The organism is Pseudundibacterium arcticum, assembly GCF_042646465.1.
GTDB classification, from domain to species: domain Bacteria; phylum Pseudomonadota; class Gammaproteobacteria; order Burkholderiales; family Burkholderiaceae_D; genus Undibacterium_A; species Undibacterium_A arcticum.
The window spans coordinates 36892-62622 of the sequence record NZ_JBHRTP010000008.1; the positions used below are offsets into that span (position 1 = coordinate 36892).

The window sequence follows — 25731 nt, forward strand, 5'->3', positions numbered from 1 at the left end:
CCATTGTGCGCAGCGAAGGGATTTTTCTGACGCCCATCGACCTCATCCTCGACCTCACCCTCGAGCTCGACCTTGCAACCCGGCCGCCCCTACCCTGCTACTCATGACCGACAACAAACAGCACATTGCGCTCGTCGATAAGCGACCTTTTTTCGAAAAGGCGCTTTGTTTTGGCGTGCTGCACGGCATCATCGACCCCGCAAAATGCCATGCCATCATCAGCGACGGCGCCAAGGGTACGGTGCAGGTCGCCGATCATTTCGGGACCAGCCACCTCTACGCCGATCTTGAGAATGCGCGCAAACGAATTGTCAGCCTGGTGAGTCTTTATCTTGAAGACAGTTACGGCAACGATTTGGAACAGGCGGCCCGCTCGCTGCAAGACAACACCCTCCTGTTTCATTCGCGCAGCGGCAACGACATGCTGAAAAAATTGCACGCGATGCCTGAATCCACCGTCTACGGCGACATAAAAGGGCAGTCACTCAAGGACTTCCAGAATCAGCGCACCCTGACGAAACCGTTTTCGTTGGGCGCCTACAGGAAAGAACTCAAGCGACGGCAAGACAACGCCGCAATCATGAATGCAGCGCTCTGGTTTGCCGATGACATGGGCGTAGCGCGATCGTCGCTCGATTTCATTGCCGTCGACACAGTGATCCGCACCGCGATCCTGGTGCGATTCGGTGGCGAGCAGCGATGCGCGAGTCGGAGTCAATTTGCCAAACTGGTCGAGGCTGTCCGATCAAAGGTTCTGGCCAGCGGCAAGATGCGCATTCCAAAGGCAGTGTTGCATGACGTTCCAGATGAATACACAGAGATCGCCGACGGAATCCGGCGCGAGATGGAAAAACACGACGCGCCGTTGCTGCTCAATCCCGCCATGGCGCTCGACGGTTTGCTGAATGTCTTTGAGTCGCGTTACTTCATGCGCGAAACCGGACTGGAGGACGTCGACAGCTTCGATGCGTTTGTATCGAAGGAATGGCACGAAGCGACTGGCGGCAAGGAGGATCCCTACTCCCGCCTCACGCTCTTCATGTGCCTGGCTGCAGGTGTGAAACCAAAGACGACGCTGTCAGACGTTGAGGCTCGCGCGATGTTGCGTCGGGTCCGTAAAAATGGATTTGATAGCGCGGCAGTCTCGACTTTCATCGAGCAGTCGGCGCCGTTTGAGATCAAGCACAACTTAGTGGCGCTCTGGGACGAGGAATTCTTGCCAGAGGCGATGGAGAGGCTGCTTGATGAGTCGGACACGACCTATGTGCGGGCGATGCGGTTTTTGGCCGAGAATTGCAACGTCAGTACCAAGGTAAAAAATCCGAAGAGCGCGCAAGCATAAAAGCTCCGCGACGACCAGTGTAGCGGGACCCAATTATTGGCTATTCGGGAACCATAAACTGGTAAACGATGCAGGAGCTTCATGGCTCCTACAGGTAGCCCGGCTGCGGTCAGACGAAAGAAAGGGACTTTCCCGTACCAAGCTCACCGCTAGTGAAATTACTTGCGGCAAATAACACAGTCACCACATACCGATGCATGATTTTTGCCACCCTTCGTCATCTGTCAAAATGGCTTCAGAAAAACCTTCAGAGCGCAGCAGGGAGTTTCGGAGTGATATTTTTCAGGGGTCGCGCGAAGCCGTATATGCGGCAATCGACACCATATCGTCCATGGTTAGGTTAGCAACGCTCTCCTTCATCTGTGAGCTTAGCTGCCCTGCGCGGGCCCCGCTCTGGAAGTCGTACAACTGGCGTAAGGTATAACTCGGCGAGCGACCCGCCAGCGGTGGTATATCCCCGCGGCCTTTTAGGTCCTGACCATGGCAGGTTACACACATTGTCGTCGTGCCGCGTCCGCCATTGATTACCAGCTTCTCGCCTTTCTTTATGCTCCCTATCGGAACGTATGCGATGAATCCAGACTTTGGATCGCGAAGGGAGGTCCGTGCCAAGTCTTCTGCTACTTCGATAATGCGCTGACCGATCGCTTCCATTCCTGCTCCCTCTAAGGGAACATGCATAAAGCCCGCCACGAAGGTCTTCGGTACGGTCTGCGTTTCGACGACTCGGATCCAAGGCTTGTATTTTATGCTGGCAAAATATTGGGCGGAAATTTTTATGTCTTCCTCGGTGACGCTCTTTGCGTTGGCAATCATCAATGCCGGCGGCTTCATGTTCGGTTCCGAACTCTTTCGCAAACCGTTCTTGTAATCCGCCATTTGCTGCGTGATGTAGCCGGCGCTTAGACCGGCAAGGCTGGCGTTTTCAGGGCGACCTTGACCATTCGGATAATGGCAGTAGCCGCAGGCAAACACATCCGGTTTTCTCCCGCGCCCAACGACTGTCGGCATCGGCGGGTGATCGCCAGGATGCCAATCCGGTGGAGCGTAGAGATCGCGAACCTGAGTGAGCGTCATAGCTGCAGTGCTTCCCGGCACATGCCTAGGAACGCCATCATCCGGTGGCAAAGTGGCAGGGTTCTGAATTGGGTACGACGATGGCGGAGGTGGTTGTTGCGACGCTACAGGCAGGGGGGGTTCTTCTGTCTGGGTTCGAGCGCAACCCGTTACGCCAAGTATGCAAACAACAACGAATCCTGACACCAAATGCCTGTCGTTGGCGATCAAATTCGAGCTCAGACTTTTATCAAATTGGCATCTCATTATTTCCCCCTTAAGAGAATAAGTGGACTCGACTCGCCTTGATCATTTGCCGGTACGCGAGTATCAAGACCATCGGCTCGCTAACCGTATTGTTCAGATTTTCGTTTTTTGGATAACAAGGGCGACGATCTCACTTGCAAACCAATTTCGATGCCCGGCATTACGTAATTAAATTCTTGTCATTACAATATTGCACACAAAGGTCGTTCTTTCAATGAGCATCTCACTGGTGACTGCGACGCTAACCTTCGAGCAGCACGAGAGTCGCATCGTACATACTGAAAACTCGCGCACGAAAGTGGGCGCCTTGGCAGGACTAAACGTGCGTGTTGCTTGTCAGCGCAGGCACCGGCGGTAGAAAAATAGGCTTGACTCCCACGTCGATCCATACCGGAAAAAGGGAGTACTCAGCCGTCCCCATCTTAGGTACGCCGCTGACCCAAGTCGGTTTGGGATGAAGTTAGGGAGCACGTCAATATGAATATAATCATTACTTTTCATGCGCTACTATTGAGCGAGCACGTCCCAGCTATGAGAAAAAACCTCTGCCAGTTTATTGGTATAGCTGCAACCAGTTAGACCCGAAGCGGTCGGTCGAACCCTGACGGCTTGTTAATATATTACGGCCTGCATGTAGCAAGACTGAATATTCTGAATGTCCGTTTGTGGCCGCTAGAGACTGTCGGGTCAGATCGGACGGAGAAAGCGGGCCAGCAATGGCAAGACTTGTTCTGCAGGTTTCTCGATTTTGAGGGACAGGAGATGATCGGCGCGCGTTTTTCCGAGATTGATTGCAGCAATCGGCTTGCCGGTCTCCGCGGCGATCTTGCACAGCCGATAGCCCGAGTACACCATCAGTGACGATCCCACCACAAGCAAGGCATCGGCATGCTCCAGCGTTTTTTCCGCTGCCTCGGTACGTGCGCGCGGCACGCCATCGCCGAAGAAAACAACATCCGGTTTGAGCACGCCTGCGCAGTGCAGGCAATCAGGAATCCGAAAATCGGTCAGGCAATCCGGTTCCAGATGCGCATCGCCATCGGGGGCGGGAACAGCCATTGCTCCTGCCAGACCAGGATTGGCTTCCTGAAGCAGCGACTGCATGAATCCGCGCGAGAAATGCATACCGCATTCAACGCATACGACTGAATGAATGTTGCCGTGGAGTTCTACAATACGTACACTTCCCGCACGCTGATGAAGGCCATCAACATTCTGTGTGACGACGGCGGCAAGATTGCCATTCGCCTCCAGTTCGGCAATGGCGCGATGCCCCGCATTAGGCTCTGCCCGGGCCAATGTCGGCCAACCCACCATACTGCGAGCCCAGTAACGCTTTCGCACTGAATCGTAGCCTCGAAAATCCGGTCCTTGCACCGGCGCCTTGCCGCGTCGCACGCCGTCCCTATCCCGGTAATCCGGAATACCGGATGCAGTGCTCATTCCCGCGCCCGTCAACACAAGTACATTGGGATAACGCTGCAGGAAGCCGAGCAGTTCGTTCACACTGTCGCTTCCAGTCATGCCGACACCCATTGTTCTCCTCATATGAATTGACTGGTACAAATTGCCTGGTACAAGTTCTATCCGATTGCCTTGCTTTCCTCTCGAAGCGCCACGGCAAAAAAGCACTGAGCGGTTTGAACGGAATTGGCCTTCGCTTGCCTTGCGCTCAATCTGCATGAGAATGCGGACGTATCACCAACTCGCCGAAACCTGAATCCAGATCCTGCTCCCGAGCAAACTGATGCTCCGGTAGCAGCGCCAGCAGCACCTCGACCGTCGTGCGCACGAAACATCCTGCCGTCACATGCCCACCCACCACACGACCTTGTGCGTCAGCCACAGCGATATGGAGGTGCGCACCATCGCGTGAGAGCGATCCGGCAAGCGTCAGTATCTCCAGGTCGCCGCGAAATTCGGTAGACTGCTTCGCCCCGGCAAGCCTCAGTTGCGCCACGCTCAGGCTGCCAATGCCCTGAAGTACGAAGGCCGCGCGCACGTCATGTTTGACCAGCACGGCTTCGAGAGCGGCACGCAAGTCTTGTCCGGGGGTAAGGCGTAGAGGAAGTGTTTTCATGGCAGCGGCAAGGCTAACGGATTAATAGTTCAGGCTAATAGTGCAGGCTAATAGTTCAGCGGGGTACGTATTTATCAAGTCTTCTGCGGTTCTGCCTTTATCTGGCCCATGGCTGACATATAACAAATATAGCGCTAATCCAAGATTCGGATTTTTCCGCTAAACAGAGCAGGACTTGCTGTCCGGCATGAGGTTGCCAGCACGCAGGATGATGGTCAGGCAGTCCCGATTTAATTGGCGCTCATTGTTGCGAGATTGCATCCCAGACCTCGGCCACTGCTAACCACGACGACTGCTCCGATCTTGTGTACCAAACCCGGAAGGAGATTCAAATGCCAAAATATCTGATTGAAGCCAACTATGTCGGCGAAGGCATCAACGGTCTGCTCAAAGAGGGCGGTACCAAGCGACGTGCCGCTGTTGATGAATTATTCAAGTCGATGGGTGGTGCCGTTGAGGCATTTTATTATGCCTTTGGCGACAAGGACGTTTTCATTATTGGCGAACTGCCAGACAACGCCACTGCCGCGGCACTCGCGCTCAGGGTCAATGCATCGGGCGCGGCCACGTGCAAAACCATCGTGCTGATGACGCCTCAGGAAGTCGACGAGGCCGTGAAAAAGACCGCCATTTACCGACCACCCGGGTATGAACTTGACCAAGCCGAAGTCGCGAAATGGGATAACGAGGGCGGCCAACTTCCGCAAAGTTCGCCTGGCGCAAAGAACAGAAAATGAAATCTATCGGTCCGTAAGCTTGTCGGCCACATTACGGAGCGGATTTATTGCCAACGGCGTCTCACGGACACGTGCTTGTTCTGTCGATTGCTGTCAGTATCGTGATGCTTGCCGCAAATACTGCACTTCACTATGAGACCGTCAGACCGCCCGTCAACATTACTGCCATGATCATGCCGATTGAAGCCGCCTCCGCCACTCGGCCTTCCATGCTCGTTGACGGTGCAGTCTTGACGGGGCCGATGGTCGCTGGCAGATCCCTGACTTTACTGGCATCAGCACTCAAGGTGGCATTAGAGGGGCAAAGGCGGTCGGCGCCTCTGCCGCAGCCGTCGTTAAATTTCCATTGTGTGGAATGTTTGCCATGATGAGCGACAGGACCGACAAGCTGACGGCACTGGTACTTGCGGGTGGAGGGAGCTTCGGCGCAGTCCAGGTGGGAATGCTGCGTGCAGTGGTTGCTCATGGCTTGGTGCCTGATCTCGTGATCGGCTCATCCGTAGGCGCAATCAACGGCGCCTACTTCGCCGGTGCGCCGAACGCGCACGGCGTCGCGCAGTTGGAGGCCATTTGGGGCGGGATGCGCCGAAGCACAGTATTTCCGCTGGCTTGGCGCGGCTTCCTGGGACTGTTGGGTGACCACCGTTTTGCGGTCGATCCCTCTGGACTGCGCCGCATCCTCGAACAATGCCTTCCGTACCAGACGTTTGAGCAGGCAAGCATTCCCTTGCACGTGGTGGCGACCGACTTGCTTGGAGGAGGTGCGGTGCGGCTGTCGAGCGGCCCTGTGGTCGATGCTGTCCTGGCGAGCTGCGCCATTCCCGCTATATTTCCTCCGGTTCGCATCGGCGAGCAGTATCTGATGGATGGAGCGATCGCCAGCAACACGCCCATCAGCGTCGCAATCGAACTCGGCGCAAGGCGAGTCATCGTGCTGCCGACCGGTTTCGCCTGCGCTCTCGAGGCGCCGCCGCGCAGCACAATCGCCAGTGCACTGCACGCGGTCACCCTGCTCATCGCGCATCAGTTGGTGATGGAGCTCGAGCGCTATCGCGAGCAGGCTGAGATCATCACCGTGCCGCCTCTGTGCCCCCTGACGGCGTCGCCGTACGACTTTTCTCATGCTGGTGAGTTGATCGAGCGCGCGGCCGATCAGACGGTCCACTGGCTCGCACGCGGCGGGTTCGCACGTCAGCGTGTTCCCGGAGCATTACATGCGCACGCCCATTGATGCACACCGATGAATCGGACACAGATTCAGGCTTCCACGAGTTGCTACGAAGCTTGTCTGGTCAATGCCGAACGTGGACCACGCTTAAAGCGGACGTACTCCACTAACGATCGGATTGCTCGGATCACTACTCCACTCGCACCAACCGCCGTCATACACGCTGATCCGCTCCCAGTTCATTAACCACGCATAGAAAAAAGCGAGGGAGGCGCGCCAGCCGGTGCCACAGTAAAACGCCGTCTTCTGCCCGGAATGAATGCCGGCCTTGCCCCAAAATGCGCAAATTTCATTGGGCGCCTTCATGGTGCCGTCCGGGTTATGGAAGTCGCTCATGCTGTTGACGTCGTCGTCATCGCCGGCGCGCCCCCAGCGGGTTCCTGGAATATCGCCTTTGGCTTCGATATAACTGTAGCCAGATGTCTTGCCAATAAATTCATTCCAGGTGCGAATACTCACCAGAGCGCCATCCTTCTGCTGTAATAGCGCTTTGGCCTGGTGGGTCTCGATCAGGTACTCTGGATGCGCCGGAAAATCGGCGCCAAAGTCGCTCACCGCGCGATATTGAAGGGGGGCCCCTCGTGCCACCGGTAAAGCCATGTCATTCCAGGCAGCGAAGCCGCCATCCAGCAAGCGCACATCCTTTACGCCGGCATACAACATCAGATGCGCGGCACGCGCTGCGGCCAGGTTATTCCGGCCATACAGCATCACAGTCGTGTCGTGACGAATGCCATTGTCGAGCAAAAGCTGCAACAGCGCCTGGTCAGGAACCTTGTTCCATAGCGGCCCATGCTCCAACTGATTGGTATCGAGGTAGCCGGCACCAGGAATATGGCTGAGCAGGAACAGCGCTGCGGCATCGCATCCGACTTCAAATAAGCGCCAATCGCTGGATGGAGCAGCGGCGATCGATTCCCCGGAAATTAGTCCGACCAGCCAGCTTGACGTCACCAGCTGCTGCCATCGCGTCAAATGCCGGGACACCAAAGGGGGAGTTGTGATGCGAATATCGTTTAATTTCATTTAACGCAGGAATGACAGAATGTCGCGATTGGACATCGAGTGAAATAAACCCCGTATTGTAATACCTCGCGTAGGTCGAGATGGATTGGCCGATGACGACTCGGTGGTGCGAATCAACGACCTGAAAGCGCAGTGCTCGTCAAACACACTCAGAATTGGCACCAAGGTCAACAGCATCCGCTTGAACGGAAGACACCACGGGGTGGACCGTAAGATGAATGCAGGCAACTTTATGCTCAAGGCCCGCCACCTGAGGACGGGATAAAAACCCTGCCTTTGCCCGCAATCGGCCATTCCGGAAAGCCTAGGTCAAAGTCTTTGCGAAGCTAAGCTCATGACCATCCGGATCAACAATATGAAAGTAGCGTTCGCCCCAAGGTGCATCGCTGGGCGCAAACATCGGAGCAAGCCCTGCGTCAAGCGCTTTTTGGTACATGGCGTCGACATCGGAGACATGGATAATCACGCGGCCCCACCAGTTTATTGGTCCATGCGTTTCGGCGATCAGGTTCAAAAACGAAGATCCCAGCGCGAATGAGGTAAATGCGGCATTAGCTCCTCCGGCTGTTAACGGAAAACCGAGCGCCTCGTAGAAGCATACGGCGCGCACCATGTTCCGCGTCGCCAGGGTAACCGCGCTCAACGCTTCAATAGTCGGTTTCGTTTTACCTGCAGCGGCCTTCAATGGCTAGTCCTCAATAGACGGGACGCATCCTGATCAAGCATGGTTCGCTTGCGTTCTACGCACCCGGCGGCTGGGGTCCCTTGGCATTCGCCAGCACGGTGAAAATATCCATCGGCATTGGAAAGATGATGGTCGAACTCTTGTCGCCGGCGATATTGGTCAGTGTTTGCAGATAGCGTAACTGCATCGCCTGTGGCTGCTTCGCAAGCATCTGCGCCGCTTGCAGCAGTTTTTCTGACGCCTGCAATTCTCCTTCGGCATGAATTACCTTGGCGCGCCGTTCGCGCTCAGCCTCGGCTTGCCGTGCGATGGCGCGGATCATTGTTTCATTGATGTCGACATGTTTGATTTCGACGGTGGACACCTTGATGCCCCAGGCGTCGGTTTGCGTATCGAGCACGCGCTGGATATCGAGGTTGAGCCGTTCGCGTTCGGATAGCAGTTCATCCAGTTCGTGCTTGCCCAGTATCGCGCGCAGCGTAGTCTGCGCCAATTGGCTGGTCGCATCGAGAAACTTGACGACCTGGATCACCGACTTTTCGGGATCGACCACGCGGAAATAGACGACCGCATTCACCTTGACCGACACGTTGTCGCGCGTGATCACATCCTGCGGTGGCACATCTAACACTACGGTGCGCAAATCCACTTTCACCATCTGCTGCACGACGGGAATGAGGAATATCAGGCCCGGTCCCTTTACCTTCCAGAATCGGCCCAGCATGAATACCACGCCACGCTCGTATTCGCGCAGAATGCGAATCGCCGACAACATCAGCATCGCGATCACCAGAAACAGAATGCCGCCAAATCCGAGTGTGAGTCCCATGGCTATTTTCCTTGTTCAATGATTGGCACCACCATCAACACCAGACCGTTACGTGCGATAACCCGCACCGGTTGTCCCTGCTGCAGCGGCACCGTGCTTCGCACCCGCCATTGCTCGCTATGAACACGAGCCCAGCCTTCGCCGTCCGCCACATCGGGTTGCAGAGTGCTCAGCATGAGGCCGGCACTACCGAGCAAGGCTTCTTGCCCGCTGACAACCGGTCGGCGCCGGGCTTTCAGTACGATGCCTGAAACGAAGAAAATGAAGAGTGCAGTGACCCCGCTCAGCACCGCAATTAATGACAGCGGGATGCCAAAGCCAGGCAAGTCAGTATCGATCAGGATCAACATGCCGAACGCGAACGCAATGATGCCGCCGATGCCGATCACGCCAAAACTTGGCAGAAACGCCTCTGCCGTTATGAATCCTGCGCCCAGCAATATCAGTGCTAGACCGGCGTAATTGACCGGCAGCATTTGCAATGCAAATGCGGCGAGCAACAGGCAGATCGCCCCGACCACGCCAGGCAGTACGAAACCCGGATTTGAGAATTCGAAAATCAAACCGTAAATGCCGACCATCATCAGGATCACGGCAATACTCGGATCAGTGATGGTGGTCAAAAACTTGTTCCGCCAATCCGGCTCCAGCGTCACTAGCTTTGCCCCTGCAGTATGCAGCACGTGTTCGCCATTGGCGGTGGCGACCTTGCGGCCATTGAGCTTGATTAACAATTCCGGTACATCGCGCGCCGTGAGGTCGATCACTTTCTGGGCCAGTGCTTCATCGGCCGACAAGCTCACGGCTTCCCGAACCGCGCGTTCGGCCCATTCCGCATTGCGTCCGCGTAGCTGTGCCAGGCCACGGATGTATGCCGCCGCATCATGCATCTGCTTTCTAGTCAGCGTGCTTTGGGTGTCCGATTTCAAATCCGGGGCGGACGGAGCACTAGCCTGGTGGTCCGGCCCGGAAGCATCGCCGGGCTTTTGTGGCCGCTCCGGCGTCATTGGATCTGGCATGCCAATCCGGACCGGGCTGGCAGCGCCCAGATTGGTACCGGGCGCCATCGCAGCGACATGGCTGGCATACAGGATGTAGGTCCCGGCGCTGGCGGCGCGGGCACCGCTTGGTGCCACAAAGCCGACCACCGGCACGGGAGACGCCAATATCGTTTGGATGATTTGCCGCATCGACAGATCGAGTCCGCCCGGCGTATCGATACGCAGTACGACCAATTGCGCACCGTCCTTGTCTGCACGCGCGATGCCACGGCCGACGAAATCCGCGCTGGCAGGGCCGATTGCGCCGGCCAACGGTATCACCACAATAGGCGCAGCAATGACCATCTTCAGGAAAAACCCGAAGCAGAGCATCACCATGATTTGCAGCAGCCTCATCATGTCCCAGTGAAGTACTGAAGTACTGAATTGAATAGGCAATTTAATTATTGCAGAAATTTCAATAACTGAAAGTTCTGTTTATTTGGTTCTTCAGACTTTTGTGTGGGTCAAAAATTTGTCTTTTTCTACATGGCAATTCTATGTTTCAAAGGCATTGTCCTGAAACCCGCATGCTGCTTGAGTTTCCACGAATACCGCAGTGCGGCAGGGCTTGCCAAGCCGATTCTGCGGGGTCAAGCGGTAATACAGATTTCACCCGTGACCCACAGAAAACCCAGATGAATCGTTTATTTAGGTGTGCCACATTGCGTGTGGACGGCAAGTTGCGGACAGCAAGATTCTGGTGTTTATCGCTTCTGCGCGAATATATTTATGCCATCGCAAGATCGGAAGGGGCGGAAGGGGCGGAAGGGGCGGAAGAAATCATTGACCAATACGGCTTCGCGCAATAGACGAGATCGACTCCTGGCCAAAGATTTTCGACTGCTCCGGCTTGACAAACAATCGATGGTCGCTATAATTTACCTACAGGTTAATTAACCAATTGGTTTTTAAAGATGTCCACTGATCACCTTAGCGCTACCTTTGCGGCACTCGCCGATCCGACGCGTCGTGCGATCCTGGCCCGGCTTGCGTCGGGCGCGGCATCGGTGGCCGAGATCGGCAAGCCGTTCGAGATGAGCGCACCGGCGGTTACCAAGCACCTCAAGGTCCTGCAGCGCGCCGGGCTGATCACGCAGGGCCGGCAGGCGCAGTGGCGCCCGTGCCGGCTGGAGGCAAAACCGCTCCATGATGTGGCGGATTGGGTCGAACAGTACCGCCGTTTCTGGGAACAAAGTCTGGATCGTTTAGATGAATACCTGCAGCAATTACAAACAAAGGAGAAGGAAGATGGCCGAACAGAATAATCTCACCACGCAGTCCGCACAGGCTGGCGACTTTGTCATCACACGCACCGTCGACGCGCCGCGTGCGCTGGTGTGGAAGGCGTATACAGAACGCGAGCACCTGATGCAATGGTTTGGACCGAAAGGTTTTACCATGCCGTCCTGCAAACTCGACTTGCGGCCGGGTGGCGTGTTTCACTACTGCATGCGATCGCCCGACGGTTTTGACATGTGGGGCAAATGGATTTTTCGCGACATCGTGAAGCCGGAACGGCTGGTCAACACCGTTTCATTTTCGGATGCACAGGGTGGCGTGACAAGGCACCCGATGAGCCCCACCTGGCCGCTGGAAACGCTCGCGACGGCCACGTTTACCGAGCATGAAGGCAAGACCACCATCACCATCCACTGGGCCGCGATCAACGCAACGGCGGAAGAACAGAAGACCTTCGACGACAGCCACGAAGGCATGCGGGTCGGCTACTCGGGTACCTTCGATCAGCTCGAAGCATTCCTGGCGAACACCATGAGAGAGCAGAAACAATGAACACCGCGACCACGCCGCAAGCGCCAGCAGCAGGCAACGAATTCGTGATTAGCCGCCTGCTCGATGCGCCGCGAACGCTGGTATTTCAGGCGTGGACCGATCCCACCCAGATGGCGCGATGGTTCGGGCCGCACAACTTCACGAATCCGGTGTGCGAAATCGACTTGCGCGTCGGCGGCGCGCATCGCATCGTGATGCGCAGCCCCGACGGCGTCGATTATCCGATCAAGGGCGTCTACCGGGAGATTGTGGCACCCGAGCGACTCGTCATGACGCTCGACTGTTCCGAACACCCGGACGCGTGGCACGACATGGTCAAGCCGAACCGTGCGCGGGACGAGCGCAATCCAGCCGGGGAAATGCTCTCGACGGTGACCTTCGAGGACGTCGACGGCAAGACCAAGTTGACGATCCGGACCCGCTTCGAATCGGCAACGATTCGTGACGCGATGCTGAAGATGGGAATGACCGAAGGCTGGACCGAAAGCCTGGAACGGCTCGCAGCGCATCTGGCGAAAGCCTGACGACAGGCTGGCAGGAAGCTGATCACGGGCTCAGGCAACAACAAACGGAGAACAACATGAACCAGAAAAATGACGCGATGACGAGCACGGCCAATCGCGAAATCGTCATCAGCCGCGTCATCAACGCGCCGCGCGAACTGGTATTCAAGGCGTGGACCGATCCGCAACAGGTGGCGAAATGGTGGGGACCGAAGGGCTTTACCAACACCATCCACGAAATGGACGTAAAACCGGGCGGCATCTGGCGCTTCGTCATGCACGGTCCCGATGGTGTCGACTACAACAACAAGATCGTGTTCATCGAGATCGTGCCACCCGCGCGCCTGGTCTACTCCCATGGCGGGGATGACGAGCGCGAGTCCGAACAATTTCACGTCACAGTGAGCTTCGACAAGCAAGGCAGCAAGACCGCGCTGACGATGCGGTCGCTGTTCCCATCGGTAGAGAAATGCGAACAAATCAAGCAATTTGCCATCGAAGGCGGCAATTCGAGCCTTGATTGCCTTGAGGAGTACTTGGCGACGATGTAAGCGCCGATCCCGAAGAACGCGCTTTCCGTCGTGGGAATGGGCTAGTTCGGGAGCGCTGGTGGCAGCACCATCTGGTGCACCAGAGTCATTGGCTGGCGCTGCGATCCTGACGATCGCGGCCGTTTACCGCATGCAGCCCTTTATCGCATGCGGCCCTTCGCGAGTAAGTGCGACGCACCGGCCCGAATGCTGACACCAGCAGGTCACGTGCATGCGGCGTTCAATTGCGCACTGCCGCCATCACCGCGGCGAACCCGATGAAGACACCGCCAGTGAGCCGGTTAAACGCCTTCAACACCGCGGCGCGGCGCAGATAGCTCGCCAATCGTTGGCCGCTGCCGGCATACACCATGTACCAGCTGATTTCAATCACCGCGAAGGTCGCGAGCAGAATCGCGAACTGCGGCAGCTTCGGCAGCTCCGGATGGATGAACTGGGGCAGGAAGGCTGCCGCGAACAGGATTGCCTTCGGGTTGCTGGCAGCCACCAGCATGCCTTGGCGGAACAGCACGCCGGACTTGGTCGGCTCTGCCAGGCGAGGCGCGTCCACCGCGGTGGCGGCCACCGCGTTGGCGTCCACCGCGTTGGCGGCCACCGCGTTGTCCTGCACCGGTGAGCGCCAGCTCTTGATCCCGAGGTACGCCAAATAGGCGGCGCCGGCCCAGCGCAAAGCGTCGAACACCGCCGGGAATGCCTGCAGCAAGGCGCCCAGACCGGCAGCGGAAATGCTCATCATGGCCAGCAGTGCCGCCATGCAACCGGCCATGGTCGCGATCGCAGCGCGAAAACCGAAACGTGCACTGCTGCTCATCACCAGCAGCATATTGGGCCCCGGTGTCGCTGACACGACGAAGGTCATCATTACGAACAGCCACCAGGTCTGCAAACTCATGTTGTCATTACTCCAATGTGAGCGGCCCTTGCCGCTCCATGTGTGATTATAAGGACGCGGGCACAAAGCTGCTTGCTGCTTGCTGCTTGCCCCCTTCATCAAACGATCACGCGAGTAACCACCTGACGACAACGATTATCGGGTGGGCGCAGCCACCGTGCCCGCACCCGCCCGGACATGCGCGGGCAGCAACTTGACAAGGTAGTGCAGTATCAACGGGACCAGCACGAAGTCATCGACGATCCCGACCAGCGGCAACACCAGGTTGAACGGCGCGAAGAAATACAGGGTGAGCAGGATGATAGCCGGCAAGAACCAGCGCGGGCGATCCGCATGCCGCAATGCAAACGACGCCGTGCGCAGGTCGGTCTTGCTGATGCGCCAGAAAATGAAGAGCAGCTTCTTCATGCAACTTCCTCCTGATCCAACATTACTTGCCGCGACTTGGGTGCCGTCGGCAGCGAACAACCAGTTCAGATCGCCGCGGCGATCTGCCTGAGCGCCTGTTCAAATACCTCGGCCGGTTGCCCGCCCTGAATCAGGTGGCGATCATTGATAATCACCGCAGGGACCGAATGGATGCCCTGGCCGTGGTAGAACCGTTCTCTCTCGCGTACCTCGGCGGCGTAGGTGTCGGATGACAGAATCTCGCTGGCGCGCGTGCTGTCCAGCCCGACCTGCCCTGCTACCCGGATCAGTAGCTCATGGTCGCCCGGGTTCTCGCCATTGGTAAAATAAGCCTGAAACAGCGCGTGTTTTAACGCCGTCTGGCGCCCTTCCAGCGCGGCCCAATGGAGCAGCCGGTGGGCATCGAAGGTATTGTAGATCCGGTCGCGCTTGTCCATCTTGAACGTGAATCCGACTTGTTCGCCGCGGGCGCGAATCGCTTCGCCGTTGCGCATGATCTGCTCCGGGTCGGCGCCATATTTTTGCGCCAGATGTTCGACTATCTCCTGCCCTTCGGCCGGCATGTCGGGATTGAGTTCGAATGGCTGGAAATGCAGTTCGGCACTGACCTGCTCGCCCAGGCGACCGAGCGCGAGCTCCATCGAATTGAGCCCGATCGCGCACCACGGACAGCTGACATCGGACACAAAATCGATCTGGAGTTCGGGTTTCTGAGGGTTCACGGGTTTCATTTAAATATCATGCTTCAATCGGACATCCATCGCGTATACCGTCATATTGGACCACCTAGCCGAAAATCAACCGGGACATCGATGGTCGGGATACCACGCCCCGCCAGCATCGTAAAATCTGTTGTCACGTCATGTGAGTGTATAGAAGCGCAACATTTCGCGCTGGATCCCGCTCATCGAATTTGAAAGCAAGACACGGAGTGCGAACCCATACCGGCACGGATAAACTTTCAGTCATCAGATAGATCGTTGAAAGGAAAGCATCATGACCGCATCCACAAAAAATGTGCAACTCGCCGCCGCGACGGTCAGTGACCCGCGTTGGGCCAGTGTCATGGCGCGTGATGCCAAGGCTGACGGCAGGTTTTATTACTCGGTCGGCACTACCGGCGTGTACTGCCGCCCGTCCTGCGCCGCGCGGCTGGCACGGCCGGAAAACGTTCGTTTCCATGCCACCTGTGCGGATGCCGAGAAGTCCGGATTCCGTCCCTGCAAACGCTGCAAGCCGGACCAGGCTTCGCTGGCAGAGCAATACGCGGCCAAGGTCACCGAGGCCTGCCGCATCATCGAGGCATCGGAAACCGTGCCGACGCTGGACGAGCTGGCGCTGCGCGTCGGCGTCAGCAGTTTTCATTTCCATCGCGTGTTCAAGCAGCTTACCGGCCTGACGCCCAGGGCATATGCCGTCGCGCAGCGCGACCAACGGCTGCGCCAGGGACTCGGCGGCCATGGCCATGACCGTGACCACGGCCGCAGCACCAGCATCACGGAAGCGATCTTCGACGCTGGCTACAATTCAAACGGCCGTTTCTACGAAAAATCGAATGCGGTGCTGGGCATGACGCCGACCAATTACCGTGCCGGCGGCGCCAACACGGAAATGCGCTTCGCCATCGGCGAATGTTCGCTCGGCGCGATCCTGGTAGCCCAGAGCGAGCGCGGCGTGTGCGCGATCCTGCTGGGTGATGACCCGGATGCGCTGGCACGCGAACTGCAGGACTGTTTCCCTCGTGCCAAGCTGATCGGTGGTGACCGTGAATTCGAACAACTGGTGGCCAAGGTGGTCGGCTTGGTCGAAGCGCCGCAGTTTGGCCTGGACCTGCCGCTCGATGTACGCGGCACCGCGTTCCAGCAGCGTGTCTGGCAGGCGCTGCGCGAGATTCCGGCCGGCCAGACTGCGAGTTACACCGAGATTGCACGCCGCATCGGCTCGCCCACAGCGGTGCGCGCGGTGGCGCAGGCCTGCGCCGCCAACATGCTGGCGGTTGCGATTCCCTGCCATCGCGTGGTGCGCCACGACGGCGGCCTGTCCGGCTATCGCTGGGGCGTGGAACGCAAGCGCGCGCTGCTCGACAAGGAGGCGCACGCATGAACGCACCGCTCGCATTGGCCGCCGCCATTGGCGAGGTGCAAGAGATTGCCGATCGGATCAAGGCAGTCGATTGGCAACGCGTATCGACCGACCTCGACGCGCAGGGATGCGCCCAGATCGACGGCCTGCTCAGCGCGCAGGAATGCGCTGCGCTGGCCGCGCTGTATCCGCTGGAGGGCATGTTCCGCAGCCAGGTCGTGATGGCCAGGCACGGCTTCGGCCGCGGCGAATACAAGTATTTCAGCTATCCGCTGCCCGACCTCGTTGCCGGCTTGCGCACCGCGATTTATCCGCAGCTGGCGCCGATTGCCAATCGCTGGAATATGGCGATGGAGATCGATGTGCGCTACCCCGCGCGGCATGCCGACTTAATCGCGCGCTGCCATGATGCTGGCCAGCTGCGGCCGACGCCGTTGCTGCTGCAATACGGCGCGGGCGACTATAACTGCCTGCATCAGGATCTGTACGGCGAGCATGTTTTCCCGTTGCAGGTGGCGATCCTGTTGTCGGAGCCGGGCCTGGATTTCAGCGGCGGCGAGTTCGTGCTGACCGAACAGCGGCCGCGCATGCAGTCACGGCCGGAAGTGGTGCCGCTGCGGCAGGGCGACGCGGCGGTGTTCGCGGTGCACCACCGGCCGGTGCAAGGCACGCGCGGGGTGTACCGGGTCAATCTGCGGCATGGCGTGAGCCGGCTGCGCTCCGGCCATCGGCACACGCTTGGCATCATTTTTCATGACGCGACGTGAGAGCGATGACATGACTTTCGACCTGTTTGCCGATGCCGAACCGGACCGGATGTGGTGCGAGCAATTGTGTACCGGAGCGGTCGTGCTGCGGCGGTTCGCGCTGGCGCATGAGGCGGCGATCCTGACCGCGCTCGACGGCATCACCGGCGCGGCGCCGCTGCGCCACATGATCACGCCCGGCGGCTTTCGCATGTCGGTGGCGATGACCAATTGCGGTCGCTATGGCTGGGTCACGGATCGCACCGGTTACCGTTACGACACCACGGATCCGGCCAGCGGCAAGCCTTGGCCTGGCATGCCGGAGGTGTTTCTGGCGCTGGCGCAAGCGGCGGCGAGCAGCGCCGGATTTGATGGATTTACGCCGGATGCGTGTCTGATCAATCGCTACGAGCCGGGCACGCGGCTGTCGCTGCATCAGGACCGCAATGAGCGCGACTTTGATGCGCCGATCGTGTCGGTGTCGCTTGGCATCCCGGCGGTGTTTCAGTTCGGCGGCGCGCGGCGCGAGGACAAACCGATGCGGGTGCCGCTGACGCATGGCGACGTGGTGGTATGGGGCGGTCCGGCAAGATTGCGCTATCACGGCGTGCTGCCGCTGAAGGAAGCGACCCACCCGCTGGTGGGTCATCATCGGATCAATCTGACGTTTCGCAAGGCCGCCTGAGAGGCGGCGTGCCAGCTATTCCTGTGTGACGAACGACGCCACGCGCCGCTCGCGAATTGGAAATTCTAATGGAGTATATTAAAAATCCGCTTTATTTTTAAGCGGAATAGCCAATCATCTTTATGAGTATCCTGGAAGTGCGGGAGCGCCGCACCGCATTCACTGTTTCGATTTGGGCGTCGCCAGATCCAGCATATGTCCCAGCTTCTGCTGTTTGGCCAGCAGATAGCGCAGATTCTCGCTGTTCGGCGCAATGTGCAGCGGAATCCGCTCCGCCACCGGCAGGCCACTCTTTTCCAGCGCGGCGATCTTGCGCGGGTTGTTGCTCATCAGGCGCACCGAGCGAATGCCCAGATCCTTCAGTATCTGCGCCGCGACCTCATAGCTGCGGGTGTCGACCGGCAGGCCAAGTTCCACATTCGCTTCGACCGTATCGCGTCCTTGATCCTGCAGGCTATAAGCCTTGATCTTGTGGCCGAGCCCGATGCCACGCCCTTCCTGGCCGCGCAAATAGAGCAGCACGCCACGGCCGGCATGGCCGACCTTCTCCAGCGCCACTTCCAGTTGTTGGCCGCAATCGCAGCGCAGCGAGCCGAGCACGTCGCCGGTCAGGCATTCGGAATGCAGCCGTACCAGTACGTCCTCCTGGCCGCTGACATCGCCGGCGACCAGCGCCATGTGCTCGCAGCCGTCGAGGCGGGATCGGAAAACGTGGGCCGCAAATTCGCCGTGCCGGGTCGGCAGGCGGGACACGGCGACTTTATCGACCAGCGCATCGGCGTGATTGTCGGCGTGGGTGTCGGAATGAAAATCTGGCATGGGCTTGTTCTTGTTCGGGTAAATGGAAAGGCTGGCGGGCAAGTCTGGCGGACCATCAGCGCCATCGGCACGGTCGCGCGGGACGCAGCGCACCGACGTCACAACTAGTGGAAGGATACCCGATTCAGCCGCAGGATTCAGGGCGCGACGACGCGATGCGTGATGCGGCGCGCACGCGGATGCCGGAACAGACGTCCCACGGAGCGACGTGCTGCACGCCATGACAACATCAATATGAATGGCCGGCAACACAGATTGCCGCCAGTATATGCAAAGTCAGATGGATTAATTTACGTAATTAAGCCATGCATGACTGAGTATATTGAAATGAACGGCGGTAAACGACCTTGCCCTCCATCTGCACGGAGGGCAAAGTTAGCCGAAATGTCCAGAAATCCGTTTTAAATACCCGCTATTTCTGCCCCGGCGCGTACACCTGGTCGAACACCCCACCATCGGCGAAATGCGTTTTCTGCGCCTGGGTCCAGTTGCCTGCGATCTCGCTGAGCGTGACCAATTTGATTTTGGGGAACTGCGCCGCGTACTTTTGCGCGATCTGGTCGGAAGTCGGCCGGTAATAATTCTTGGCCGCAATTTCCTGCCCTTCATCGCTGTACAGGTATTGCAAGTAAGCCTCCGCCAGCTTGCGGGTACCGCGCTTGTCGACCACCTTGTCCACCACCGCGACCGGCGGCTCGGCCAGGATGCTGAGCGACGGCGCGACGATCTGCACCTTGTCCGGACCGAGTTCCTTGATCGCGAGGATCGCCTCGTTCTCCCACGCGATCAGCACGTCGCCGATGCCACGCTCGACGAAGGTGGTGGTCGCGCCGCGTGCGCCGGAATCGAGCACCGGCACGTTCTTGTACAACTTGCGAATGAACTCTTTCGCGCTCGCTTCATTGCCGCCCGGCTGCTTCAACGCATAGGCCCAGGCGGCCAGATGGTTCCAGCGCGCGCCGCCCGAGGTCTTCGGGTTCGGCGTGATGACGGCCACGCCCGGCTTGACCAGATCGTTCCAGTCCTTGATCCCTTTCGGATTGCCCTTGCGGACCAGGAACACGATGGTGGACGCATACGGCGTGCTGTTGTGCGGCAACCGCGCCTGCCAGTCCTTCGCCAGCAGCCCGCGCTCAGCGATTGCATCGACGTCATACGCCAGTGCCAGCGTGACCACGTCGGCATCGAGGCCGTCGATCACCGAACGCGCCTGTTTGCCGGAGCCGCCATGCGATTGCTTGACCTTCAGATCGTCGCCGGTTTTCGCCTTCCATTGCTTGGCGAAGGCTTGATTGAAATCCTGATACAACTCGCGGGTCGGATCGTAGGAGACATTCAGCAGCGAGGTGTCGGCCGCCCGCGAACGCGGGGCCGCTAGCAGACCGACTGCAGTCACGGTGGCGGCCAGCACGGCCAATTGGATCAGTTTCTTGGACAGCATCTACATTTCCCCTTGATTCATTGCGAGTTCGGAATATGTAGGGTACGGAGGTGGGAGCCGCAAGAGAACGAATGCTTTCGTGGTTTGATATGCGGAATGTGTATATCGAGGGGGCGAAATCCTATGCGGCATATCCCCGGGCTAAAATGCGCCGGGACCGGCTCTTGGCTGAAAGAAGTTACCGAACACGAAATACCCCACTACGTCGGGTTTCGTTTTCACACCGCGCCGGCCATCAAATAGACGCCACAAGCAGCGATTCCGCCACCGAGCAGACGCAATGCGTTCGATGCCAGTCTGCTGTTACCAAATGCGCTGGCAGACAAACCAATCAAATGCAGCAAAGCGGTCGCCACAATGAATCCGGCACCGTAAAAACCTGCCGCGGCCTGACGCGGCAATTCCGCGCCGTGGGCATAACCATGCACCACTGCGAATGCGGCAACCAGCGCAGCGGCCAGCCGGGTCGGCACACGTACCGCACAGGCGATCAACACGCCGAGCACGGTGACCGATGTGGCGATGCCGATTTCAAAACCCGGCAAGTCGACGCCCATGAAACCCGGCACAGCACCCGCGACCATGATCAGTGGAAATGTTAGCGGCAACACCCATTTGGCATTGCCCTTCATCTGTGCGGCCCAGATACCTACCGCAATCATCGCCAGCAAATGATCGAGGCCGGAAAATGGATGCGCAAATCCAGCACGCAAACCGATTGCGTCATGCGCACCGATGTGGGCAAAGGCCGGGCTGGCGCCAAGACATAGCAGGCCAAACGTGGTCAGACGGACGCCAACTTTGGCAACATTATTTTGTGAACGATGCGACATATTGTTCTCCTTAAAGCGCAATCAAAGATGGTTTTTTGGTAACTGTCCAGCTCGCAACCAGCACTGATTTTAACGATCCCAATATGCCGTTCTTCCTGAGTAGCCGGTCGGGCGTATCGAAGGCTGTGCAGCCTTCGATACGCTCCCTTCGATACGCTTCGCTACTCAGGGCGAACGGACCTACTCAGGGCAAACGGATCTACTCAGGGCGAACGGACTTTGTGTACCAATCATTCACCCCTTCAGCACAGGCTGAATAATTACGTTTTTGTTGATCAAGCAAATACGAATGGGATTTCTACACGCCGTGTGCCTGGTCCAGCAAACCCTGTTTGCGGATGAATTCGATCACTGTTTGGACGCCATCGCCGGTCCGCAAATTGGTGAATACAAACGGCCGCTCACCACGCATGCGTTTCGCGTCAGTCGCCATCACGCCCAGATCCGCGCCGACATAGGGCGCCAGATCGGTCTTGTTGATGATCAGCAGATCGGATCGCGTAATGCCGGGCCCGCCCTTGCGCGGGATCTTCTCGCCACCGGCGACGTCGATCACATAAATGGTCAGGTCCGACAACTCGGGACTGAACGTCGCGGCCAGATTGTCGCCGCCGGATTCGATCAGAATCAAATCGAGGTTGGGAAAATCGGCGCACATGCGGGCAATCGCCTCCAGGTTGATCGACGCGTCTTCACGGATCGCCGTGTGGGGGCAACCACCGGTCTCGACACCCATCAAGCGTTCCGCCGGCAGCGCATCGGCGCGCAGCAGGATTTCCATGTCTTCCTTGGTGTAGATATCGTTGGTGATGACAGCCATATCGTATTGGTCGCGCATCGCTTTGCACAGCATTTCGCACAAAGCGGTCTTGCCGGAACCGACTGGGCCGCCGATGCCGACGCGTAGGGGATTGGATGGGTTGTTCATGGGCCTGTGGATTGAAAATTGAAAAAATAAGAGTGGGCAGCGGCGTACTGGTCCGGGTGATTTATGGGTGAGGACTCATGACCAATGATTCATGACCAACGATTCATGACCGATATAGCCGGCTGTATTGCACTTCATGCTGCATCGACAGCAACGACAGGCCGGGTGACCAGTTCGATAATTCGTCATCGGTCAGTTGTTGCGCCTGCTGCGCGCAAGCTTCCAGTTCTGGCCGCAGCGATAACAATAAGCGCTGGCCGGCTACCTGGCCTAGCGGCACCGATTTGACGCAGACCAGCACCTGATTTTCAGCCAACGAAAAGAGCATCCCGAGCAGCGCCGCATCGTGCGGCACATCGAGCGCAACGGCGGCGCAGGCCAGTGCGGTCGGCAGCGGGATCTCGGCCTGACTTTGTAAAATTCCCAGCAAGCTCGCATCGGCGATCTGCAAATCCGCCACCAGCTTAGCCAGCGAATAACCCATCTGAATCGTTTCTGCGCGAAATTCAAAGGTGTCGCGGGCAGCGACAAAACGTTCGGTCCAGTCGCTCACCGCCTGTTGATCGCGTGCAGCAAAGGCCCGCAACAAGCGCCATAAAATTGGCGCGTCGAAAACCGCGACCACATGCCGCAGTTGATCGACAATCCAGCGCCGCGCCGAACCATCGTTGTTGACCATGCCGTTTTCGATCGCCACTTCCAGACCTTGGGAGTAACTGTACGCACCGATCGGCAGCGATGGGCTGGCGAGTTGAAGCAGATGAATGAGAGCGGCCGATTGCATGCGATTTAGGCTGCTTACTTGGGGTCGGACGGTCGGTGGATTTTTTGCCGCAGCGGGATCGGGGCCAGTGGGTTGTTCGGATGGCCGTCGCCAGCTTCGCCGTGGTGGTGATGGCCGCCGCCCTGATAAGCGCCAGATTCCGGTTCGAAGGCGGCGCTCTCCTCGGTCACGCTTGCGCCCAGTCCTTCCAGCATCTCCTTGAGGACGCTGTCCTTGCGGATGCGCAGAAATCCGCTGGTGGCATCGCCGCCGACTTGCGCTTGGGTGTGTCGATTGCCGAGGTGAAACGCGCAACGCAGCAGGTCGCGTGGCGTCGGGCAGTCGACCCGATATGTAGGCTCGTGGGCAGCGACGATCTGCACCACGCGGCCGTCATCGCCCTTGAGCAGATCGCCATCACGCAATACCGTGCCGCGCACGGTGAACACTGCGACCTCCTCGCCCGAAGTCAAGGTGGCGCGCTGGCGGCTTTTTTCACGCAGATCGTAGGGCAAGACGAGCTGGCCGCTGATGGATTCTGCCTGTTCAATTTTGGTGTGGAGTGTCAGCATTTTGATGTGGTTATTTGCTCGATATAAAACAGTTTATTTTGATAGCTATTCAGGCTGCTATGTATGCGCATTCAATTACGTTTGATTTTCCCTCCTCTCCTTCGACAAGCTCAGGACATGCTTGCAGGGGGAGGGTTAGGTGGGGTACAAAGCTTGATCGAGCGCATCGATATTTCGACCGTTCGACCCCCATCCCAGCCTTCCCCCTGCCAGGGGGAAGGAGCGTTCGTAGCGAGCTGAATAATTACTTATTTTTATAAAAACATGGGAGTATATGCATATTTACTACATTTTCCGCACGTATTTATTGACATAAATAAATATACATACCGTAGTATATTTTCCTCAAAAAAGGAAATAGCGCTGCGCCATCGGCAACACCTGGGCCGGTTCGCACACCAGCAATTCTCCATCGGCACGCACTTCATAGGTTTCCGGATCGACTTCCATCTGCGGCGCCAGATCATTGTGAATCATGTCGCTCTTGCGCAAGTGCCGCGTATTCTTGACCGCGATCAGCGACTTGTTCAGCTTCAATTGCTCGCCGATACCACGGTCGAGGGCGGCTTGCGAGACAAAGGTAAATGATTTTTTCAAGCCGCCGCCAAAGGCACCGAACATCATGCGGTAATGCACCGGCTGCGGTGTCGGGATCGAGGCATTGGGGTCACCCATTTGCGCGGCGGCGATCATGCCACCTTTCAAGATCATCGATGGCTTGACGCCGAAAAATGCCGGTTTCCACAACACGATGTCGGCGATCTTGCCCACTTCGAGCGAACCGACCACGTGCGAAATGCCATGGGTGATCGCCGGGTTGATGGTGTACTTGGCGATGTAACGCTTGGCGCGGAAGTTGTCATTCCTGGAATTTTCCTGCGCAGCAGAACCGGACTTCGCGTGGGAAGGTGGCCTGAGCCAGCCTCTTTGGGTTTTCATCTTGTGCGCGGTTTGCCAGGTGCGCATGATGACTTCGCCGACCCGCCCCATGGCTTGCGAATCGGACGACATCATGCTGATTGCACCGAGGTCATGCAGGATGTCTTCGGCCGCGATGGTTTCGCGCCGGATGCGCGATTCGGCAAAGGCAATGTCTTCCGCAATCGCCGGATCGAGGTGATGACACACCATCAGCATGTCCAGATGTTCGTCCAGCGTGTTAACGGTGTAAGGCCGGGTCGGGTTGGTCGAGGATGGCAGCACATTGCCCTGCCCCACGGCTGCGATGATGTCGGGCGCATGGCCGCCGCCGGCGCCTTCGGTGTGGAAGGTATGAATGGTGCGATCCTTGAACGCGGCCAGCGTGTGTTCCAGGAAGCCGCCTTCGTTGAGCGTGTCGGAATGGATCGCCACTTGCACGTCCATCCGGTCCGCCACCGACAGGCAATTATCAATCGCGGCGGGTGTCGTGCCCCAGTCTTCGTGCAGCTTCAGGCCAATCGCGCCGGCATTGACTTGCTCGACCAAAGGCGTGGGCAGGCTGACATTGCCTTTGCCAAGAAACCCGAGATTCATCGGGAAGGCGTCGGCTGCCATCAGCATCGAATGCAAATGCCACGGCCCCGGCGTGCACGTCGTGGCGGCAGTGCCGACGGCGGGCCCGGTACCGCCGCCCAGCATGGTGGTCACGCCCGACATCAGCGCTTCTTCGATCTGCTGCGGGCAGATGAAGTGGATATGCGAATCGATCCCGCCAGCGGTGACGATCATGCCTTCGCCGGCGATGATTTCGGTCGCGCCGCCGATGGCCATCGTGACGTTGGATTGAATGTCGGGATTGCCTGCCTTGCCGATGGCGGCGAGCAAGCCATTCTTCAGGCCGATATCGGCTTTGACGATGCCCCAATGGTCGAGGATCACGGCGTTGGTAATGACCGTATCCATCACGTCGGCATGGTTGCGCTGCGACTGGCCCATGCCGTCGCGGATCACTTTTCCACCGCCGAATTTGACTTCCTCGCCGTAGGTGGCGAAGTCCTTTTCAATCTCGATGAAGAGTTCGGTATCGGCCAGGCGGATGCGGTCGCCTGTGGTGGGGCCGAACATCTCGGCATAGGCTTGGCGAGAAATTTTGCTCAAGATTTTGCTCCCTTCAGGTCCTTGTCGAGTGCGCCCATCACCTTGGCGTTGAAGCCGTAGACCACGCGATCGCCACCCAGGTCGACCAGTTCGATGGTGCGTTGCTGGCCGGGCTCAAACCTGACTGCCGTACCGGCGGCGATGTTGAGCCGCATGCCGTAAGCAAGCGCGCGCTCAAACTGCAAAGCTGGATTGGTTTCGAAAAAATGGAAGTGCGAGCCCACCTGAATCGGCCGGTCGCCGCTATTGGCCACCGTCACCGTGGTCGTCCGCATTCCGACATTGAGTTCGATGTCGCCGGGTTCAAGCAGCATTTCACCTGGGATCATGGGATGCCTTTTATGG

29 protein-coding genes and 1 pseudogene are annotated in these 25731 nt (G+C 58.0%); 12 read left to right on the plus strand and 18 right to left on the minus strand.

Annotation, left to right across the window (positions count from 1 at the left end; all coding sequences use genetic code 11):
• Window positions 1-103 precede the first annotated feature (103 nt).
• The gene (locus tag ACFOFO_RS03100) at window positions 104-1342 is read left to right on the plus strand and encodes a hypothetical protein (protein WP_390326155.1); all 1239 of its coding nucleotides are present in this window, start codon (window positions 104-106) and stop codon (window positions 1340-1342) included.
• A gap of 282 nt (window positions 1343-1624) precedes the next feature.
• Here the strand turns inward: ACFOFO_RS03100 and ACFOFO_RS03105 are convergent, their stop codons facing one another.
• The 3 genes from ACFOFO_RS03105 to ACFOFO_RS03115 form a co-directional block, all read right to left on the minus strand.
• A complete protein-coding gene (locus tag ACFOFO_RS03105; protein WP_390326157.1) occupies window positions 1625-2419 on the minus strand; it encodes a c-type cytochrome in 795 nt (264 codons plus the stop codon).
• Between the two features lie 933 nt (window positions 2420-3352).
• The gene (locus ACFOFO_RS03110; protein ID WP_390326159.1) at window positions 3353-4201 is read right to left on the minus strand and encodes an NAD-dependent protein deacetylase; all 849 of its coding nucleotides are present in this window, start codon (window positions 4199-4201) and stop codon (window positions 3353-3355) included.
• 136 nt (window positions 4202-4337) lie between these two features.
• Window positions 4338-4745 carry a PPC domain-containing DNA-binding protein gene (locus tag ACFOFO_RS03115; protein WP_390326160.1) on the minus strand — a complete coding sequence of 136 codons (408 nt, stop codon included), beginning with the start codon at window positions 4743-4745 and terminating at the stop codon, window positions 4338-4340.
• Between the two features lie 332 nt (window positions 4746-5077).
• Here ACFOFO_RS03115 and ACFOFO_RS03120 point away from each other — a divergent pair, with 332 nt between their 5' ends.
• Both ACFOFO_RS03120 and ACFOFO_RS03125 read left to right on the plus strand, forming a co-directional pair.
• Window positions 5078-5482: a GYD domain-containing protein gene (locus ACFOFO_RS03120; protein ID WP_390326162.1), complete on the plus strand. Its 405-nt coding sequence runs from the start codon at window positions 5078-5080 to the stop codon at window positions 5480-5482.
• Between the two features lie 367 nt (window positions 5483-5849).
• Window positions 5850-6713 (plus strand): patatin-like phospholipase family protein, encoded by an 864-nt coding sequence (locus ACFOFO_RS03125; RefSeq protein WP_390328210.1) that lies wholly within the window; start codon window positions 5850-5852, stop codon window positions 6711-6713.
• A gap of 84 nt (window positions 6714-6797) precedes the next feature.
• Here ACFOFO_RS03125 and ACFOFO_RS03130 read toward each other — a convergent pair whose 3' ends face one another.
• Window positions 6798-7736 (minus strand): sulfurtransferase, encoded by a 939-nt coding sequence (locus ACFOFO_RS03130; RefSeq protein WP_390326163.1) that lies wholly within the window; start codon window positions 7734-7736, stop codon window positions 6798-6800.
• Between the two features lie 85 nt (window positions 7737-7821).
• Here ACFOFO_RS03130 and ACFOFO_RS03135 point away from each other — a divergent pair.
• Window positions 7822-8001: pseudogene (locus ACFOFO_RS03135) on the plus strand (PhnA domain-containing protein); the annotation flags it as partial.
• 39 nt (window positions 8002-8040) lie between these two features.
• Here ACFOFO_RS03135 and ACFOFO_RS03140 read toward each other — a convergent pair.
• From ACFOFO_RS03140 to ACFOFO_RS03150, 3 genes are read right to left on the minus strand one after another with little or no spacing between them, the layout of a single operon-like run.
• Complete coding sequence (locus ACFOFO_RS03140; RefSeq protein WP_390326165.1) at window positions 8041-8421, minus strand: VOC family protein; 381 nt, start codon at window positions 8419-8421, stop codon at window positions 8041-8043.
• Between the two features lie 55 nt (window positions 8422-8476).
• The gene (locus ACFOFO_RS03145; RefSeq protein WP_390326167.1) at window positions 8477-9250 is read right to left on the minus strand and encodes a slipin family protein; all 774 of its coding nucleotides are present in this window, start codon (window positions 9248-9250) and stop codon (window positions 8477-8479) included.
• Window positions 9251-9252: 2 nt separating this feature from the next.
• Window positions 9253-10629 carry an NfeD family protein gene (locus ACFOFO_RS03150; protein ID WP_390328212.1) on the minus strand — a complete coding sequence of 459 codons (1377 nt, stop codon included), beginning with the start codon at window positions 10627-10629 and terminating at the stop codon, window positions 9253-9255.
• Between the two features lie 299 nt (window positions 10630-10928).
• Between ACFOFO_RS03150 and ACFOFO_RS03155 the strand changes: the two genes are divergently transcribed.
• From ACFOFO_RS03155 to ACFOFO_RS03175, 5 genes are all read left to right on the plus strand, one after another.
• Complete coding sequence (locus tag ACFOFO_RS03155; RefSeq protein ID WP_390326169.1) at window positions 10929-11102, plus strand: hypothetical protein; 174 nt, start codon at window positions 10929-10931, stop codon at window positions 11100-11102.
• A gap of 105 nt (window positions 11103-11207) precedes the next feature.
• Window positions 11208-11558, plus strand: a complete 351-nt coding sequence (locus ACFOFO_RS03160) for an ArsR/SmtB family transcription factor (RefSeq protein ID WP_390326171.1) — start codon at window positions 11208-11210, stop codon at window positions 11556-11558.
• The gene (locus tag ACFOFO_RS03165) at window positions 11542-12084 is read left to right on the plus strand and encodes an SRPBCC family protein (protein WP_390326173.1); all 543 of its coding nucleotides are present in this window, start codon (window positions 11542-11544) and stop codon (window positions 12082-12084) included. The genes ACFOFO_RS03160 and ACFOFO_RS03165 overlap by 17 nt, the downstream gene beginning before the upstream one ends.
• Window positions 12081-12608: an SRPBCC domain-containing protein gene (locus ACFOFO_RS03170; protein ID WP_390326176.1), complete on the plus strand. Its 528-nt coding sequence runs from the start codon at window positions 12081-12083 to the stop codon at window positions 12606-12608. Before ACFOFO_RS03165 ends, ACFOFO_RS03170 begins: the two co-directional genes overlap by 4 nt.
• A 56-nt stretch (window positions 12609-12664) precedes the next feature.
• On the plus strand, window positions 12665-13138 hold the full coding sequence (locus tag ACFOFO_RS03175; protein WP_390326178.1) for an SRPBCC family protein: 474 nt from the start codon (window positions 12665-12667) through the stop codon (window positions 13136-13138).
• A 220-nt stretch (window positions 13139-13358) separates the two neighbouring features.
• On the opposite strand, the gene ACFOFO_RS03180 is transcribed toward ACFOFO_RS03175, so the two are convergent.
• From ACFOFO_RS03180 to ACFOFO_RS03190, 3 genes are all read right to left on the minus strand, one after another.
• Complete coding sequence (locus ACFOFO_RS03180; RefSeq protein WP_390326181.1) at window positions 13359-14030, minus strand: LysE family translocator; 672 nt, start codon at window positions 14028-14030, stop codon at window positions 13359-13361.
• A 135-nt stretch (window positions 14031-14165) separates the two neighbouring features.
• Entirely contained in the window at window positions 14166-14438 is a 273-nt protein-coding gene (locus tag ACFOFO_RS03185; RefSeq protein WP_390326183.1) for a YkvA family protein, read from the minus strand.
• Window positions 14439-14503: 65 nt separating this feature from the next.
• A complete protein-coding gene (locus tag ACFOFO_RS03190) occupies window positions 14504-15160 on the minus strand; it encodes a DsbA family oxidoreductase (protein WP_390330837.1) in 657 nt (218 codons plus the stop codon).
• Between the two features lie 274 nt (window positions 15161-15434).
• Here ACFOFO_RS03190 and ada point away from each other — a divergent pair, with 274 nt between their 5' ends.
• Genes ada through alkB form a run of 3 tightly spaced genes read left to right on the plus strand, consistent with a single transcriptional unit; the run spans window position 15435 to window position 17951 of the window.
• Window positions 15435-16541, plus strand: a complete 1107-nt coding sequence (ada, locus tag ACFOFO_RS03195) for a bifunctional DNA-binding transcriptional regulator/O6-methylguanine-DNA methyltransferase Ada (protein ID WP_390326186.1) — start codon at window positions 15435-15437, stop codon at window positions 16539-16541.
• Window positions 16538-17287 carry a 2OG-Fe(II) oxygenase gene (locus ACFOFO_RS03200; protein ID WP_390326187.1) on the plus strand — a complete coding sequence of 250 codons (750 nt, stop codon included), beginning with the start codon at window positions 16538-16540 and terminating at the stop codon, window positions 17285-17287. Before ada ends, ACFOFO_RS03200 begins: the two co-directional genes overlap by 4 nt.
• A 10-nt stretch (window positions 17288-17297) precedes the next feature.
• Window positions 17298-17951 (plus strand): DNA oxidative demethylase AlkB, encoded by a 654-nt coding sequence (gene alkB / locus ACFOFO_RS03205; protein WP_390326189.1) that lies wholly within the window; start codon window positions 17298-17300, stop codon window positions 17949-17951.
• A gap of 159 nt (window positions 17952-18110) precedes the next feature.
• Here the strand turns inward: alkB and ribA are convergent, their stop codons facing one another.
• The 8 genes from ribA to ACFOFO_RS03245 form a co-directional block, all read right to left on the minus strand.
• A complete protein-coding gene (gene ribA, locus ACFOFO_RS03210; protein ID WP_390326191.1) occupies window positions 18111-18770 on the minus strand; it encodes a GTP cyclohydrolase II in 660 nt (219 codons plus the stop codon).
• Between the two features lie 412 nt (window positions 18771-19182).
• Window positions 19183-20211, minus strand: coding sequence for a sulfate ABC transporter substrate-binding protein (locus ACFOFO_RS03215; protein WP_390326193.1), 1029 nt, complete (start codon window positions 20209-20211; stop codon window positions 19183-19185).
• A 218-nt stretch (window positions 20212-20429) separates the two neighbouring features.
• A complete protein-coding gene (locus ACFOFO_RS03220) occupies window positions 20430-21044 on the minus strand; it encodes a HupE/UreJ family protein (protein ID WP_390330839.1) in 615 nt (204 codons plus the stop codon).
• Between the two features lie 298 nt (window positions 21045-21342).
• On the minus strand, window positions 21343-21972 hold the full coding sequence (gene ureG, locus ACFOFO_RS03225; RefSeq protein WP_390330841.1) for an urease accessory protein UreG: 630 nt from the start codon (window positions 21970-21972) through the stop codon (window positions 21343-21345).
• Window positions 21973-22075: 103 nt separating this feature from the next.
• Window positions 22076-22756, minus strand: coding sequence for an urease accessory protein UreF (locus ACFOFO_RS03230; protein ID WP_390326195.1), 681 nt, complete (start codon window positions 22754-22756; stop codon window positions 22076-22078).
• Between the two features lie 14 nt (window positions 22757-22770).
• Window positions 22771-23307, minus strand: a complete 537-nt coding sequence (ureE, locus tag ACFOFO_RS03235) for an urease accessory protein UreE (protein WP_390330843.1) — start codon at window positions 23305-23307, stop codon at window positions 22771-22773.
• Between the two features lie 345 nt (window positions 23308-23652).
• Window positions 23653-25386, minus strand: a complete 1734-nt coding sequence (gene ureC / locus ACFOFO_RS03240; RefSeq protein WP_390326196.1) for an urease subunit alpha — start codon at window positions 25384-25386, stop codon at window positions 23653-23655.
• Entirely contained in the window at window positions 25383-25715 is a 333-nt protein-coding gene (locus ACFOFO_RS03245) for an urease subunit beta (protein ID WP_390326198.1), read from the minus strand. Before ACFOFO_RS03245 ends, ureC begins: the two co-directional genes overlap by 4 nt.
• Window positions 25716-25731: the final 16 nt, after the last annotated feature.

Excerpts from the sequence above, each read along its gene's own strand:
- alkB (WP_390326189.1), top strand. The coding sequence starts at position 17,298 with ATGACTTTCGACCTGTTTGCCGATGCCGAACCGGACCGGATGTGGTGC.
- ACFOFO_RS03155 (WP_390326169.1), top strand. The coding sequence starts at position 10,929 with ATGAATCGTTTATTTAGGTGTGCCACATTGCGTGTGGACGGCAAGTTG.
- ACFOFO_RS03200 (WP_390326187.1), top strand. The coding sequence starts at position 16,538 with ATGAACGCACCGCTCGCATTGGCCGCCGCCATTGGCGAGGTGCAAGAG.
- ureE (WP_390330843.1), bottom strand. The coding sequence starts at position 23,307 with ATGCTGACACTCCACACCAAAATTGAACAGGCAGAATCCATCAGCGGC.
- ACFOFO_RS03130 (WP_390326163.1), bottom strand. The coding sequence starts at position 7,736 with ATGAAATTAAACGATATTCGCATCACAACTCCCCCTTTGGTGTCCCGG.
- ACFOFO_RS03230 (WP_390326195.1), bottom strand. The coding sequence starts at position 22,756 with ATGCAATCGGCCGCTCTCATTCATCTGCTTCAACTCGCCAGCCCATCG.
- ACFOFO_RS03245 (WP_390326198.1), bottom strand. The coding sequence starts at position 25,715 with ATGATCCCAGGTGAAATGCTGCTTGAACCCGGCGACATCGAACTCAAT.
- ACFOFO_RS03100 (WP_390326155.1), top strand. The coding sequence starts at position 104 with ATGACCGACAACAAACAGCACATTGCGCTCGTCGATAAGCGACCTTTT.
- ada (WP_390326186.1), top strand. The coding sequence starts at position 15,435 with ATGACCGCATCCACAAAAAATGTGCAACTCGCCGCCGCGACGGTCAGT.
- ACFOFO_RS03175 (WP_390326178.1), top strand. The coding sequence starts at position 12,665 with ATGAACCAGAAAAATGACGCGATGACGAGCACGGCCAATCGCGAAATC.
- ACFOFO_RS03180 (WP_390326181.1), bottom strand. The coding sequence starts at position 14,030 with ATGAGTTTGCAGACCTGGTGGCTGTTCGTAATGATGACCTTCGTCGTG.
- ACFOFO_RS03150 (WP_390328212.1), bottom strand. The coding sequence starts at position 10,629 with ATGGTGATGCTCTGCTTCGGGTTTTTCCTGAAGATGGTCATTGCTGCG.
- ACFOFO_RS03105 (WP_390326157.1), bottom strand. The coding sequence starts at position 2,419 with ATGACGCTCACTCAGGTTCGCGATCTCTACGCTCCACCGGATTGGCAT.
- ACFOFO_RS03215 (WP_390326193.1), bottom strand. The coding sequence starts at position 20,211 with ATGCTGTCCAAGAAACTGATCCAATTGGCCGTGCTGGCCGCCACCGTG.
- ACFOFO_RS03145 (WP_390326167.1), bottom strand. The coding sequence starts at position 9,250 with ATGGGACTCACACTCGGATTTGGCGGCATTCTGTTTCTGGTGATCGCG.
- ACFOFO_RS03220 (WP_390330839.1), bottom strand. The coding sequence starts at position 21,044 with ATGTCGCATCGTTCACAAAATAATGTTGCCAAAGTTGGCGTCCGTCTG.
- ureG (WP_390330841.1), bottom strand. The coding sequence starts at position 21,972 with ATGAACAACCCATCCAATCCCCTACGCGTCGGCATCGGCGGCCCAGTC.
- ACFOFO_RS03160 (WP_390326171.1), top strand. The coding sequence starts at position 11,208 with ATGTCCACTGATCACCTTAGCGCTACCTTTGCGGCACTCGCCGATCCG.
- ACFOFO_RS03165 (WP_390326173.1), top strand. The coding sequence starts at position 11,542 with ATGGCCGAACAGAATAATCTCACCACGCAGTCCGCACAGGCTGGCGAC.
- ribA (WP_390326191.1), bottom strand. The coding sequence starts at position 18,770 with ATGCCAGATTTTCATTCCGACACCCACGCCGACAATCACGCCGATGCG.
- ACFOFO_RS03170 (WP_390326176.1), top strand. The coding sequence starts at position 12,081 with ATGAACACCGCGACCACGCCGCAAGCGCCAGCAGCAGGCAACGAATTC.
- ACFOFO_RS03125 (WP_390328210.1), top strand. The coding sequence starts at position 5,850 with ATGAGCGACAGGACCGACAAGCTGACGGCACTGGTACTTGCGGGTGGA.
- ACFOFO_RS03120 (WP_390326162.1), top strand. The coding sequence starts at position 5,078 with ATGCCAAAATATCTGATTGAAGCCAACTATGTCGGCGAAGGCATCAAC.
- ACFOFO_RS03115 (WP_390326160.1), bottom strand. The coding sequence starts at position 4,745 with ATGAAAACACTTCCTCTACGCCTTACCCCCGGACAAGACTTGCGTGCC.
- ACFOFO_RS03110 (WP_390326159.1), bottom strand. The coding sequence starts at position 4,201 with ATGGGTGTCGGCATGACTGGAAGCGACAGTGTGAACGAACTGCTCGGC.
- ACFOFO_RS03185 (WP_390326183.1), bottom strand. The coding sequence starts at position 14,438 with ATGAAGAAGCTGCTCTTCATTTTCTGGCGCATCAGCAAGACCGACCTG.